This window comes from Micrococcus sp. HOU01, assembly GCF_035609305.1.
Taxonomy (GTDB): Bacteria; Actinomycetota; Actinomycetes; order Actinomycetales; family Micrococcaceae; genus Micrococcus; species Micrococcus luteus.
The window spans coordinates 100015-113691 of record NZ_CP141211.1 but is presented as its reverse complement, the minus strand read 5'-3'; the positions used below and the strand labels follow the sequence as shown (position 1 = coordinate 113691).

The 13677-nt window shown below is 74.5% G+C and carries 13 protein-coding genes; 12 read left to right on the top strand and 1 reads right to left on the bottom strand.

The window, feature by feature from the left end:
* The first annotated feature begins 246 nt into the window (after positions 1-246).
* Genes ftsH through SOY78_RS00520 form a run of 9 tightly spaced genes read left to right on the top strand, consistent with a single transcriptional unit; the run spans position 247 to position 8580 of the window.
* Positions 247-2337 carry an ATP-dependent zinc metalloprotease FtsH gene (ftsH, locus tag SOY78_RS00560; RefSeq protein WP_324701638.1) on the top strand — a complete coding sequence of 697 codons (2091 nt, stop codon included), beginning with the start codon at positions 247-249 and terminating at the stop codon, positions 2335-2337.
* Between the two features lie 17 nt (positions 2338-2354).
* Positions 2355-2975: a GTP cyclohydrolase I FolE gene (gene folE / locus SOY78_RS00555; RefSeq protein WP_036380827.1), complete on the top strand. Its 621-nt coding sequence runs from the start codon at positions 2355-2357 to the stop codon at positions 2973-2975.
* Between the two features lie 26 nt (positions 2976-3001).
* Positions 3002-3916, top strand: a complete 915-nt coding sequence (gene folP / locus SOY78_RS00550) for a dihydropteroate synthase (protein WP_036380829.1) — start codon at positions 3002-3004, stop codon at positions 3914-3916.
* On the top strand, positions 3913-4293 hold the full coding sequence (folB, locus tag SOY78_RS00545) for a dihydroneopterin aldolase (RefSeq protein WP_036337193.1): 381 nt from the start codon (positions 3913-3915) through the stop codon (positions 4291-4293). Before folP ends, folB begins: the two co-directional genes overlap by 4 nt.
* Positions 4290-4934, top strand: coding sequence for a 2-amino-4-hydroxy-6-hydroxymethyldihydropteridine diphosphokinase (folK, locus tag SOY78_RS00540; RefSeq protein ID WP_036337194.1), 645 nt, complete (start codon positions 4290-4292; stop codon positions 4932-4934). Before folB ends, folK begins: the two co-directional genes overlap by 4 nt.
* Complete coding sequence (locus SOY78_RS00535; protein WP_036337195.1) at positions 4931-5458, top strand: DUF3180 domain-containing protein; 528 nt, start codon at positions 4931-4933, stop codon at positions 5456-5458. Before folK ends, SOY78_RS00535 begins: the two co-directional genes overlap by 4 nt.
* Positions 5439-5951, top strand: coding sequence for a PH domain-containing protein (locus SOY78_RS00530; RefSeq protein ID WP_020625296.1), 513 nt, complete (start codon positions 5439-5441; stop codon positions 5949-5951). Before SOY78_RS00535 ends, SOY78_RS00530 begins: the two co-directional genes overlap by 20 nt.
* Complete coding sequence (locus tag SOY78_RS00525; protein ID WP_141843439.1) at positions 5948-7633, top strand: PH domain-containing protein; 1686 nt, start codon at positions 5948-5950, stop codon at positions 7631-7633. Before SOY78_RS00530 ends, SOY78_RS00525 begins: the two co-directional genes overlap by 4 nt.
* Positions 7630-8580: a Rossmann-like and DUF2520 domain-containing protein gene (locus SOY78_RS00520; RefSeq protein WP_063189138.1), complete on the top strand. Its 951-nt coding sequence runs from the start codon at positions 7630-7632 to the stop codon at positions 8578-8580. The genes SOY78_RS00525 and SOY78_RS00520 overlap by 4 nt, the downstream gene beginning before the upstream one ends.
* A gap of 158 nt (positions 8581-8738) precedes the next feature.
* Here the strand turns inward: SOY78_RS00520 and SOY78_RS00515 are convergent, their stop codons facing one another.
* The gene (locus SOY78_RS00515) at positions 8739-9215 is read right to left on the bottom strand and encodes a low molecular weight protein-tyrosine-phosphatase (protein ID WP_141843437.1); all 477 of its coding nucleotides are present in this window, start codon (positions 9213-9215) and stop codon (positions 8739-8741) included.
* Between the two features lie 262 nt (positions 9216-9477).
* Between SOY78_RS00515 and SOY78_RS00510 the strand changes: the two genes are divergently transcribed.
* The 3 genes from SOY78_RS00510 to SOY78_RS00500 all read left to right on the top strand — a co-directional run bounded on the left by SOY78_RS00510 (position 9478) and on the right by SOY78_RS00500 (position 13599).
* Positions 9478-9927: a DUF3806 domain-containing protein gene (locus SOY78_RS00510; RefSeq protein WP_010079662.1), complete on the top strand. Its 450-nt coding sequence runs from the start codon at positions 9478-9480 to the stop codon at positions 9925-9927.
* A gap of 95 nt (positions 9928-10022) precedes the next feature.
* Complete coding sequence (locus tag SOY78_RS00505; RefSeq protein ID WP_324701637.1) at positions 10023-12188, top strand: alpha/beta fold hydrolase; 2166 nt, start codon at positions 10023-10025, stop codon at positions 12186-12188.
* Between the two features lie 184 nt (positions 12189-12372).
* Positions 12373-13599 carry a glycerophosphodiester phosphodiesterase gene (locus SOY78_RS00500; RefSeq protein ID WP_324701636.1) on the top strand — a complete coding sequence of 409 codons (1227 nt, stop codon included), beginning with the start codon at positions 12373-12375 and terminating at the stop codon, positions 13597-13599.
* Positions 13600-13677: the final 78 nt, after the last annotated feature.

Here is a 13677-nt window from a genome sequence, read left to right as displayed (position 1 = left end):
CGCCATCCACGCGCCATTCCGACCTCTCGCATTCCCGGTGGGCGTCAAGACGGCGCTGGCCGACGTCGGCGCCGGCCGACCGCCCGCGCCCTGTCCACCTGACGCGAACAGTCAGCGGACACCCGGGCGGGGCCGGTACCGTGGAGGCTTGACCCGGGCGCGACGTCGGCCCTGCGCCGGCCCCGGCTGCACGGCGGCCGCCCCGGGGAGCCCGGCCCCCGCGGCAGACCAGGAGACACTCGGACCGTGAAGAAGCTGTTCAACAAGCCCTACGTCTGGATCCTGCTGGGCCTGCTGGTCCTCGCCGTCGCGATCCCGCTGACCACGTCACAGAGCGGCCGCACCATGGTGGACACCAACGTGGGCATGGCCCTGCTGAAGGACGACAAGGCCGCGCAGGCCCGCGTGGTGGACGGGGACCAGCGCGTGGACCTCACCCTGCGTGAGCCCTACAAGCAGGACAACCGGGACCTCGGCAAGGAGGTCTACTTCTACTTCGCCACCGCGCGCGCCACGGACGTGGTCACCGCGGTGGACAACTCGGCCCTGGACGGCTACACGGACGAGCCGGTGCGGAGCAACTGGTTCCTCTCGCTGCTCGGCTTCATGGTTCCGTTCCTGCTCATCGCACTGCTGTTCTGGTTCCTGATGTCCCGCATGCAGGGCGGCGGCGGCAAGGTCATGCAGTTCGGCAAGTCCCGCGCCAAGCTGATCAACAAGGACAACCCGGACGTGCTGTTCAAGGACGTCGCGGGCGCGGACGAGGCCGTGGAGGAGCTCCAGGAGATCAAGGAGTTCCTCACCGTGCCGGACCGCTTCCGCGCCGTGGGCGCCAAGATCCCCAAGGGCGTGCTGCTCTACGGCCCGCCCGGCACGGGCAAGACCCTCCTCGCCAAGGCCGTGGCCGGTGAGGCCGGCGTGCCGTTCTACTCGATCTCCGGCTCGGACTTCGTGGAGATGTTCGTGGGCGTCGGCGCCTCGCGCGTGCGCGACCTCTTCGAGCAGGCCAAGTCCAACGCCCCCGCCATCATCTTCGTGGACGAGATCGACGCCGTCGGCCGGCACCGCGGCGCAGGCATCGGCGGCGGCAACGACGAGCGTGAGCAGACCCTGAACCAGATGCTCGTGGAGATGGACGGCTTCGACGCCTCCACGAACGTCATCATGATCGCCGCGACCAACCGCCCGGACGTCCTGGACCCGGCGTTGCTGCGCCCGGGCCGCTTCGACCGCCAGATCCCCGTGGACGCCCCGGACCTCGAGGGCCGCGCCAAGATCCTCGAGGTGCACGCGCAGGGCAAGCCGATCGCCCTGGACGTGGACCTGCGCTCCCTGGCCAAGCGCACCCCCGGCTACACGGGTGCGGACCTGGCCAACGTGATCAACGAGGCCGCGCTGCTCACGGCGCGCTCGAACAACAACGTGATCGACAACCACGCCCTGGACGAGGCCGTGGACCGCGTAATGGCCGGCCCGCAGAAGCGCACCCGCCTGATGAACGAGCACGAGCGCAAGGTCACCGCCTACCACGAGGGCGGCCACGCGCTCGTCGCGGCCGGGCTGCGCAACTCCGCCCCGGTCACCAAGATCACGATCCTGCCCCGCGGCCGCGCCCTGGGCTACACGATGGTGGTCCCGGAGGACGACAAGTACTCCGTCACCCGCAACGAGCTCCTGGACCAGCTCGCGTACGCGATGGGCGGGCGCGTGGCGGAGGAGATCGTGTTCAAGGACCCGTCCACGGGCGCCGCGAACGACATCCAGAAGGCCACGGACACGGCCCGCAAGATGGTCACCGAGTACGGCATGTCCGCCAAGGTGGGCGCGGTCAAGCTCGGCGGCGGCAGCTCCGAGCCCTTCGTGGGCGGCGCCGCCGGCGGCTCCTCCCGTGAGTACTCCGAGGAGCTCGCGTACCTGGTGGACGCCGAGGTCCGCACCCTGCTGGACCAGGCCCACGCCGAGGCCCACTGGGTGCTCACGGAGAACCGGGACGTCCTGGACCGGCTGGCCTACGAGCTGCTCGAGAAGGAGACGCTGACCCAGGAGGCCATCGCCGCCATCTTCGCGGACGTGCGCAAGCGGCCCGAGCGCGGCGTGTGGCTGGCCTCGGACGACCGGCTCCCGCAGGACATCCCGCCCGTCCTCTCCCCCTCCGAGCGCCGCTCGCGCCACGACGGCGGGGAGCAGACCCCCGTCGGCGTCGAGGGCACCACGGTGCCGGTGCGTCCGGAGGGTGCGCCGCCGTCGTCGCTGGGCGGGGACGCGGCCGGCCCCGGCCTGCCGCCGCACGGCGGCCCGAGCAACACGCCGGGCCCCGGCGAGGGACCGACCTTTTGACCGCGCAGGAGGCCCGCTTGACAGCACACACCCCCGTCGACGGCGTCCCCGGCACGTTCGACCCGGACTCGACCGCGGTGGATCGGCCGCGCATCGAGGCGGCGGTGCGGGAGATCCTGCTGGCGATCGGTGAGGACCCGGACCGCGAGGGCCTGGCGGACACCCCGGCGCGGGTGGCCAAGGCGTACGCGGAGTTCTTCGCGGGCCTGCACCAGCGCCCGGACCAGGTGCTCGGCACCACGTTCGACATCGCGCACGAGGAGCTCGTGCTCGTGAAGGACATCCCGTTCTACTCGACGTGCGAGCACCACCTGGTGCCGTTCCACGGCGCCGCGCACATCGGCTACATCCCCTCCGCCGAGGGCCGCGTGACGGGGCTGTCCAAGCTGGCCCGCCTCGTGGAGCTGTACGCGCGGCGTCCGCAGGTGCAGGAGCGGCTGACCACGCAGGTGGTGGAGGCGCTCATGGAGCACCTGGCCCCGCGCGGGGCGATCGTGGTGGTGGAGGCCGAGCACATGTGCATGTCCATGCGCGGCGTGCGCAAGCCGGGCGCGAAGACCGTCACCTCGGCGGTGCGCGGCCAGCTGCGGGATCCGTCCACGCGCTCCGAGGCGATGAGCCTCATCATGCACGGCTGAGGACCACCGACGGCGGAGGAGGACACGTGGACGAGAGCATCGACGCGGCGGCGCGGGAGGCGAACCGCGCCCTGCTGGGGCGGCTGCCCGCGGACCGGACCCTGGTCATGGGCATCCTCAATGTCACCCCTGACTCGTTCTCGGACGGCGGGGAGCACGCCACCGTCCGCGCGGCTCTCGACCACGCCCGGCGCATGGTCGCGGACGGCGCGGACATCGTGGACGTGGGCGGGGAGTCCACCCGCCCCGGGGCCCGCGCCGTGCCGCCGGCCGAGGAGCAGGAGCGCATCCTGCCCGTGATCGAGGCGCTGCTGGCCGAGGACGTCGTCGTCTCCGTGGACACGCGCCACACCGCCACCGCCCGGGCCGCCCTGGCGCTGGGGCCGGTGATCGTCAACGACGTCTCCGGCCTCGCCCACGAGCCGGAGATGCCGGCGCTGATCGCCGCGTCGGGCGCGCCCTACATCCTCATGCACAACCGCGGGAACCCGCAGACCATGGACGGGCTGGCCGTCTACGAGGACACCGTCCCGGACGTCGTGTGCGAGCTGCGGGACGTGGCCGGCCGCTTCCTCGCCGCGGGCGTCGAGCCCGCGCAGCTGATCGTCGACCCGGGCCTGGGCTTCGCGAAGGCCGGCGAGCAGAACTGGGAGCTGCTGCGCGGCCTCGAGTGGCTCCGCGCCATGGGCCACCCGGTGCTCGTCGCCGCCTCCCGCAAGCGGTTCCTGGGCACCCTGCTGGCGGACGACGACGGCACCCCGGCCCCGCCCGCCGCGCGCGACGCCGCCACCGCGGCCATCTCCGCCCTCGCCGCCGCCCAGGGCGCGTGGGGCGTGCGCGTGCACGACGTGCGCGCCAGCGCCGACGCCGTCCGCACCGCCGCGGCCTGGGCCGGGGCCCACGCCCCGGGTGAGCCCGTCTCCGAGGACGTGCTGCCGTGAGCGCCCGGGACCGCATCCGCCTGGCCGGGCTGTCCGCCGTCGGGCACCACGGGGTCTTCGACCACGAGCGCCGGGACGGGCAGCCGTTCGTCACGGACGTCGTCCTCCACCTCGACGCCGGCCCCGCCGCGGCCGGCGACGACCTCGCCCGCACCGCCAACTACGCCGGGGTCGCGGACACGGTGGTCCGCCTGGTCACCGGGGAGCCGGTAGACCTGATCGAGACCCTCGCCGACCGGATCGCCCGCGCCGTCCTCGCCGAGCAGCCCGTGGTGACCGCCGTCGAGGTCACCGTGCACAAGCCGCAGGCGCCCATCCCGCACGACTTCGCGGACGCCGCCGTCACCGTGCACCGCACCCGGGAGGACCTCGCGTGAGCACCGTCGACTGGACGCACCCGGCCGAGGGCCCCGCGCCCGTCCCCGAGCTGGGCACCCGCCCGGACGCGCCCGTCCCGGCCGTGCTGGCCCTCGGCGCCAACCTGCGCGAGCCCGCGCAGACGCTCGACGCCGCCGTCGCCGCCCTGTCCGCGCTGCCGCACATCACGGACGTCCGGGCCTCGCCCCGGGCCGTCACCGCGCCCGTGGGCGGGCCGCCGGGGCAGCCCGACTACCTCAACCAGGTGGTCACCCTGCGCACGGACCTCGCGCCGTGGGAGCTGCTCGCGGTGGCGCACCGGCTCGAGCAGGACCACCATCGGCGGCGTGAGGTCCGCTGGGGCGCGCGCACCCTGGACGTGGACGTGATCGCCTACGGAGACGTGCGCAGCGACCACCCGGACCTCACCCTGCCGCACCCCCGCGCGGCCGAGCGGGCCTTCGTGCTGCTGCCGTGGCTGTGGCTCGACGCGGACGCCACGCTCGCCGGCACGCCTGTCGCCGACCTCGCCGCCGTCGCCGCGGACGCCCCCGGGGTGCGCCGTCAGGAGCCCGAGCGGCACCGGCTGCTGGCCGGCTCCGACGACGTCGTCCCGCTCCGTCCGGCACGCCCGGACGCCCTCGGGAGGGAGGCCACGTGATCGCGCTGCGCTCCGGGTGGACCCTGCTCGTGGTGCTGGTGGCCGCCGTGCTCGGCTGGCTGGCCGGGCTCGCCGCGCCGTCCCTGGGCTGGCCGGCGCCCGTGGTGGGCCGCAGCGGCCTGATCACCGTGGCCGCGGTCTCCGTGCTGTGCCTCGCGCTGGGCTGGCGGGTGCGCCGCGACCGGGAGAAGCCCGCCGCCGCGCGGATGGACCCGCTCGCCGCGGCCCGCACCCTCGTGCTCGGCCAGGCCTCCGGCTTCGCGGGAGCGGCCCTCGGCGGCTGGCACGCCGGGGTGGCGGTGCAGGTGCTGCTGCGGGCCGGCGTGGAGGCACCGACCGTGCGGGAGGCCGCCCTGCAGGCCGTCGGCGGTCTCGTCCTGCTGGTGGTGGGGCTGATCGTCGAACGGTGGTGCCGGATCCCGCCTGAGGAGGATGCGCCCGAGGGCGGTCGTGGGCAGGATGGGTCCCCGGGCCGACCGGCCCGTCCCGAGACCGAAGGAGGGTATGCCCGTGCCCGGCATTGACCTGAGCGGCGTGGCCTTCACCCCGGCCTCGCCCCGGCTGGCGACGGTGAAGCTCATCGCCACGACCATCGGCCACCTGATCTGGCTCGCCGCGTTCTCCGTGCCGCTGATCCTCAAGCTCACCGGCCCGTGGGCGGGGATGGCCGCGTGGGTCGCGTGGGGGCTGCCGGCCGTCGTCGTCGTGTCCTGGATCGTGGACCTGATCCTGATCCCGCGGCGCGTGCGCGCGATGGGCTGGGCCGAGCGCGAGGACGACGTCCTGTGGCGCGAGGGCATCCTGTTCCGCAGCGTGCATGCGGTGCCGTACGGCCGCCTGCAGTACGTGGACGTGTCGGACGGTCCGCTGCTGCGCCGGGTCGGGCTGCAGACCCTCACCCTGAAGACCGCCGCCGCGGGCGGGGACGTCACCCTGGAGGGCGTGCCCCGCGAGAGGGCCGAGGAGCTGCGCGAAGTCCTCATGGCGCGCGGCCAGGCGCGGCTGGCGGGCCTGTGAGCGCGGCCGCCCCGCCCCCCGCCGACGACGCCGGCTGGGTCCGCGTCCACCCCGCCTCGCCCTGGGTGCGGGGCTGGACCTTCCTGCTGCTGATCCTGTTCTTCGCGGGCCGCAACGCGGTGGAGGACTTCGCGGCGGGCCGGCTCAGCGGGGAGGACGCCCCGGGCGGCGGCGACGGCAGCCTGCTCGTGGCCGGCGGCATCCTGCTGGGGGTCACCCTGCTGATCAGCCTCGTGTTCTTCTTCTCCTGGTGGTTCACCCGGTTCCGCTGCGGGGAGGACCGGATCGAGCTGCGCCAGGGCTGGCTCTTCCGCAGTCGCCGGCAGATGCGCTACGACCGCATCCAAGCGGTGGACCTGCAGCACCCGCTCGTGGCCCGGCTGCTCGGGCTGGCCACGGTGAAGGTCGAGGCGGCCGACGGCGGCGAGTCCGCGCTCGAGCTGTCCTTCCTGCGCCGCGCCGAGGCCGAAGCGGTGCGCCGGGAGATCCTGGACCGCGCGTCGGGGGTGCTCGGGGGAGCCGGGGCGGACGCGTCCGCCCCGGAGCGGGCGGCCGAGCCCGGCCTCCCCGACGCCGACGCCGCGGACGCGGACGCCGGCGAACTCATGCTGCAGGTGCCCGCGGGGCGGCTCCTCGGCTCCGTCCTGCTCTCGGGAGGCGTGCTGGGGGTGCTGGCCGGGTCCCTGATCTGGCTGGGCGGCCTCGCCCTCGTGGTCGCGCTGCTGCCCGAGGCGGTGCTGGACGAGGGGGAGACCCTGACCGGGATCGGCGCGGCCGCGTCCCTGCCCGCCCTGTTCTCCGTGGCCGGCGTCGCGTGGTCCCGGCTGAACGCCGGCTGGGGCTTCCAGGTGCGCCGCTCCACCGACGGGCTGCGACTGCGGCACGGGCTCACCGAGACCACCCACCAGACCGTCCCGCCGGGGCGGGTGCAGGGGGTGACCGTCTCCCAGCCCCTGTTCTGGCGGCCCTTCGGCTGGTATCGGGTGAACGTGGCGGTGGCCGGCTACGGGCAGGAGTCCGACGGCGCCCGGGACGTCGCGCTGCCCGTCGGCCCGTGGGAGGACGTGCTCCGCGTCCTCACGGTCGTGGCCCCGGACCCGGGCCTGGACGGTGATCCGCGCGCCGCGCAGGGGCTGACCCCCGCCGGGCTCATGCACCTCGGCGTGCACGGCACCGGCACGGAGGGGGGCTTCCAGCACGTGCCGCGGCGCGGCAGGTGGTGGTTCAACTGGTTCGCCTGGCGGCGGACCGGCTTCACGACGACGCGGTCCCTGCTGGTGGTGCGCAGCGGCTGGTTGAACCGCCGGCTGCAGACCCTCCAGCACGAGCGCGTGCAGGCGGCCGAGCTGGCGCAGGGCCCGGTGCAGCGACGCCTGGGTCTGGCCACGGTGCGCGTGTGGGTCGCGGGGGCGAACGCCGTGGTCCGCGACCTCGACGAGGACGTGGCCGTGGACCTGTACGCCCGGGAGGCCCGGCACGCGGCCGTCTCGCGTCGCCTCACCGACCGCGACCAGTGGATGCGCCCCGAGGAGCTGGCCCGCTTCGAGCAGCGCACGCGCGAGGTCGCGGCCACCGAGGTGGGCCGCCGCGAACTGGCCCGGGCCGGCGTCGTCGGCGGCGCCGTCGTCGGGGAGGAGAGCGGGGCAGACGTCCCCGCCGTGCGCAGCGAGGAGGAGCGATGACCGGCGGACTCGACCTGAGCCTGGACCCGCACGACCCGGCGCAGCGGCCCGGGCGGCTGGGCGTCGGTGTGGTGAGCGCGGGTCGTGTGGGGGCCGTGCTGGGCTCGGCGCTGCGGGCTGCGGGCCACACGATCACGGGTGTGCACGCCGTCTCGGAGGCATCGCGGGACCGCGCGGAGATGCTCCTGCCGGGCGTGCCCGTCCTGGAGATCCCCGAGATCCTGCGCCGCTCCGAGATGGTCGTCTTCGCCGTCCCGGACGACGCGCTGGGCGAGCTCGTGGCGGGTCTGGCCGCCGCGGGCCATGTGCAGACCGGCCACCTGCTCGTGCACACCTCGGGCCGCTACGGGGTGGGGGTGATGGAGCCGGTGCGGGCGCACGGGGCGATCCCCCTGGCGATCCATCCGGCCATGACGTTCACGGGGCTCAGCCTCGACGTCGCCCGGCTGCAGGACTGCGTGTTCGGCGTGACCGCGGACCCCGTGGTGCTGCCCGTGGCCCAGGCGCTCGTGGTGGAGATGGGCGGCGAGCCCGTGGTCGTGAAGGAGGCCGACCGTGCGGCGTACCACCTGGCGCTGTCCCACGGGTCGAACCACCTGGTGACGCTGACGGCGCAGGCCCGTCAGATCCTGGAGACGATCGGGGTGGCCGACCCGGAGCGGGTGCTGCGCTCACTCATGACCGCCGCGCTGGAGAACGCGCTCACGGACGGCGACGGCGCCCTCACCGGGCCCGTGGCCCGCGGTGACGTCGACACGCTGCGGACCCACCGTGAGACCCTCGGCGAGCTTGAGGCCGGGGGACTGCCGGCGGACGTGCGGGCCGTGTGGGAGACCCTCGCCCGCGCGACGACCGACCGCGCCGAGACCCGCGGCACCCTGCGCGCGGACACGGCGGCGCGGCTGCGCGAGGTCCTCGACGGCTCCGACGACCCCCACGACGACTGACCGACCCCCGCCGCCCCCGCTTTCGTTCGGGAAACGGCGGGTCCCAGGCCGCTTTCGTTCGGGAAACGGCGGGTCTCAGGCCGTTTTCGTTCGAGAAACGGCCGCTTCCGGCGGCGTTCGCGTGGCGGGGACGGGACCCCGGGACTGCGCCCCGGCCGTCAGAGGCGCCCGTCGCGGATCGCGGCGACGACGCCGTCTGCCGCGTCCTCGATCTGCCGGTACATCTCCTCGAACTGCGGCCGCGGATACCCGTACGGATCGGGGACCTCGCGCACCCCGGCGCGGTCCGCATCCGACGCGAACTCGCCCATCAGGTGGATCCGGTCCCGCTGCTCGTCCGTGGTCGCGAGGCGCCGCGCGTCGGCGAGGTTGGCCTCGTCCATCACCAGGATCAGGTCGGCCTCGTCCACGAGGTCGGCGGACAGCTGCACCCCCACCGTCGCAAACTCGTACCCCAGTTCCCCGCCGACCTCGCGGGTGAGGTGATGCGGCCGGGCGCCCACGTGCTCGTCGGACGTGCCGGCGGAGGTGACCTCGACGTCGTCGAGACCGGCCTCCGCGAGCTTGCGGTTCAGCACGGCCTCGGCGGCGGGCGAGCGGCAGATGTTCCCCAGGCAGACGGTCATGATGCGCATGGGGCCAGTGTCTCAAGTCCGGTCGGGGGCGGCGGACGACGACGGCCCGCACGCTCGCCTCGTCGCTGGCGGCACGACATCGGGCGCGTCCACGAGTGCTCCCGCTGGGGGATCGCAGGCCTCCGGCGGTGTGTCCCCCCGGTTCCTCGCCGTTTCTCGAACGAAAGCGCTGCGACACGCCGCCGTTTCTCGAACGAAAGCGCGGCCGGCGCCGCCCGTTCCGGCGACGACGGCGCCCGACGCGCCTGGCAGGATGGAGGCCATGACCGACCAGCCCGAGATGAGCCCCCTGACCGAGCCCGAGCGGGAGTGGGTGCGCGTCCGTCGCGACTTCGCCGCGCAGGAGGGCGTGGACCACCTGGACCTGGACGCGGTCGCCGCGTACTACGACGCCGTGCTGGCCCGTTCGCAGGCCGAGGCCGAGGAGCTGGACCCCGAGGAGCTGGCGGTGCTGCTGGACGTCGTCGCGGTGCTGCTCGGCGAGCACCTGGGCGCGCGCCACGGGATGCAGTGGGTGACGGTCGCGGATGAGGAGGGGCCCGCCCTCGCGCTGCGGGACACCCTCTCGGACGCCGTCGTCTTCCCGCAGCCGGTGGTCGGCCAGAGCTGGAACCATCAGGCCACGGGGGAGTGGATGGGCGAGTACGTCGACTGGCTCGGCGAGCAGCTCCAGCAGATCCGGGCCGACGCCGGCACCCTGCCCGGCGCCTGAGGCGCGGCGGGCACCGGGGCGGCCCGCCCTCGAGGCCACCACCCCGCCGCCCTTCGTGTTGCCCGGATCACGTGCGGGCCGATAGAAACGAACGCATGACCTCCACCCCGGACAGCCCGGACAACACCCCCGCCACCCCCTTCCACGACCTCGACGCCTTCACCGCCCTGCCGCGCGTCGCCGGTCTCACCCTCAGCCCGGACGGCGCCCGCCTGGTGACCACCGTCGCCACCCGGGACGCGAAGGGCACCGGCTACGCCACCGCCCTCTGGGAGGTCGACCCCGCGGGCGAGCGCCCCGCCCACCGCCTGACCCGCTCCCGCGAGGGCGAGGCCGGCGCGCAGTTCGCCGCGGACGGCACCCTCTTCTTCACCTCCGCCCGTCCCGACCCCGCCGACGCCGAGGCCGAGAAGCGCAGCGCCCTGTGGGCCCTGCCGGCCCGGGGCGGCGAGGCGCGCGTGGTGCTCTCCCGCCCGGGCGGCGTCGCCGCGGTCACGTGCGCCTCCGCGGCGGACCGCGTGGTCGTCACGGCGGACCGGCTGCTCGGTGCGACCACCGAGGCCGAGCACGCGGCCCTCGCGCAGACCCGCAAGGACGCCGGCGTGGACGCCATCCTGCACACCGGCTACCCCATCCGCTTCTGGGACCACGACCTCGGCCCCGCCCGCCCCGAGCTCTTCGTCCTCAAGGCCGGCCCGGACCCACAGGGCGAGCCCGCCACGGACGCCGACGCCGCCGAGCCCGGCCCCGCCGCCTCCGGCCTGGCTCCCGAGGCCGACGACGTGGCGCACCACCTGCGCCACGTCTCCGGCTTCCCTCGCTCCCACGCGTTCGGGATCGGCGCGCAGGTGGCCCCGGACGGCTCGTTCCTGATCACCACGGCCGCCACCGCCGAGGCCCGCGGCAACGTGCGCGAGGGCACGGTGGTGCGCGTGGACCTGGCCACGGGCGAGCACCGCGTCCTGCACGACGTCCCCGGCGAGGACGTGGCCGTCGGCCCCGTCAGCCACGACGGCACGCGCGCCGTCGTCGTCCGCACCCCCGACTCCACCCCGCACTCCGCCGTGCACCCGCGCCTGTTCGTGATGGACACGGCCACGGGCCAGACCACGCCCCTGGCCCACGGCTGGGACCGGTGGGCCGACGTCGTCGCGTGGCTGCCGGACGACTCCGCGGTGATCGCGCTCGCGGATTCGGAGGGCCGTCGCCCGGTGTTCCGCATCGAGGTGGCCACCGGCGCCGTCGCGCAGGTGACCCGGGAGGACGAGGCGTGGACCGACGTCGTGCTCTCCCCGGACGGGGCCACGGCCTACGGCGTCCGCTCCTCCTACCTGTTCCCGCCGGAGGTGGCGCGGATCGACCTGGCCACGGGTGAGACCACGCGCCTGCCGAACCCCGTGGAACGCCCCGCGATCCCGGGCACGCTCGAGGACGTGGAGACCGTCGCCGAGGACGGCACGCGCGTGCGCGGCTGGCTCGTGCTCCCCGAGGGGGAGGCGCCGGCCGGCGGCCACCCGCTGCTGCTGTGGATCCACGGCGGGCCGCTGGGCTCGTGGAACGCGTGGAGCTGGCGTTGGACGCCGTGGATCATGGCGGCGCGCGGCTACGCGGTGCTGCTGCCGGACCCGGCGCTGTCCACGGGCTACGGCCAGGACTTCATCGAACGCGGCTGGGGCCGCTGGGGCCAGGCGCCCTACACGGACCTGATGGCGCTCACGGACGCCGTCGTGGCACGTGAGGACGTCGACGGCGACCGCACCGCCGCCATGGGCGGCTCGTTCGGCGGCTACATGGCGAACTGGGTGGCCGGGCACACCGATCGGTTCCGGTGCGTGGTCACGCACGCCTCGCTGTGGGCGCTGGACGGCTTCGGCCCGACGACGGACGCCGCGTTCTACTGGGCCCGCGAGATGGACGAGCAGATGCAGCAGGAGAACTCTCCGCACCGGTTCGTGGGGGAGATCGTCTCCCCGATGCTCGTCATCCACGGCGACAAGGACTACCGCGTGCCGATCGGCGAGGGGCTGCGCCTGTGGTCGGACCTGCTGGCGAAGTCCGGGCGGCCGGCCGCCGCGGACGGCACCACCGACCACCGGTTCCTCTACTTCCCGCACGAGAACCACTGGATCCTCGCCCCGCAGCACGCGAAGGTCTGGTACGAGGTCGTCCTCGGCTTCCTGGGCGAGCACGTCCTCGGCGACGGCGTCCCGTCGGCCCCGGAGACGCTGGGACTGACGCGGCTGTCGTCGACGGCGGGCTGAGCCGCCGGGCCCGGCGCCGCGCCCGGTGCCGCGCATCGTGACGGGCGGCTGAACCTCTCCGATCAGCCGCCCGTCACCGGCTGTTCACCGGACGGGCCGGCTGTGGCCGGAGGGGGGGCCACCCGGTCGACACCCGGCTCTGGCCTACTGGGGCGGTCATCCCCCTCCCGGAAAGGACCGTTCCATGACCTCCGTCCGTCGTCAGGCCGCCCGCGGCCTCGTGGCCCTCGCCGCCGCCGTCGCCGTCAGCGCCCCGCTGGCCGCCCCGGCCGTCGCCGCCCCCGCCGCACCGACGGCCCCGGCCGCCGCGCAGTCCACCACGGGCAAGCCCGTGGTGCGCCCCGACGTCGTCGGCCACCGTGGTGCCTCCGGCTACCGCCCCGAGCACACCCTGGCCGCCTACGAGCTGGCCGCCGCCCAGGGCGCGGACGTGATCGAGCCGGACCTGGTCTCCACCAAGGACGGCGTGCTCGTGGTCCGCCACGAGAACCTGATCGACGGCACCACGGACGTCGCCCAGCGGCCCGAGTTCGCGGACCGCAAGACCACCAAGGTCGTCGACGGCGTGGCCCTCACCGGCTGGTTCACCGAGGACTTCACCCTCGCCGAGCTCAAGACCCTGCGCGCCAAGGAGCGCCTGCCGCAGGTCCGCCCCGAGTCCGCGTCCTACGACGGCCGGTACCAGGTGCCCACCTTCGAGGAGGTGCTCGAGCTGCGGGAGCGCCTCTCTGCCCGGTACGGCCGCGAGATCGGCGTCATCCCCGAGATCAAGCACCCCACCTACTTCGACTCCATCGGCCTGTCCATGGAGGAGCGCGTCGTCGAGCTGCTCGACGAGCACGGCCTGAACAAGCGCAACGCCCCCGCCACCGTGCAGTCCTTCGAGCTCGCCAACCTGCGCGATCTCAACGAGAACCTCGGCCTCAGGGCCGAGACGGTGTTCCTCTCCAGCGTCAACGGCGCGCCCTATGACTCCGTGGCCGCCGGCGACACCGTCCGCGACTACGACTTCTACGAGACCGCCGCGGGCATGCGCGAGGTCCGCGCGGCCGGCGTCGACACGCTCGGCCCCGCCTTAGCGCAGATCATCACCAGGGAGAAGGACGGCTCGATGGGCGAGGAGACCGCGTTCGTCTCCCTCGCCCACCGCGCGGGCCTCGAGGTGGTGCCGTACACCTTCCGCGCCGAGAACCAGTTCCTCTACACGGAGTTCCGCTCCTCCGCGGACCCGAATGCGCAGGGCGACATGGTCGGCATGATCCAGCCGTTCCTCGACGCCGGGATCGACGGCTTCTTCACCGACCACCCCGACCTCGGCGTGCAGGCCGTGGACGTCTGGATGCAGGGCAAGAAGGAGCACCCGGGCCGGGGCGTCGGCAGGACCGCCCAGCGGGGCCTGCAGGGGCGCTGACCCCGTTCCGACCGGAGACGATCCCGGCGGACCCGAGGTCTTCCGGCACGTCCGTCGCGGTGCTTATCTTGGCCCTCA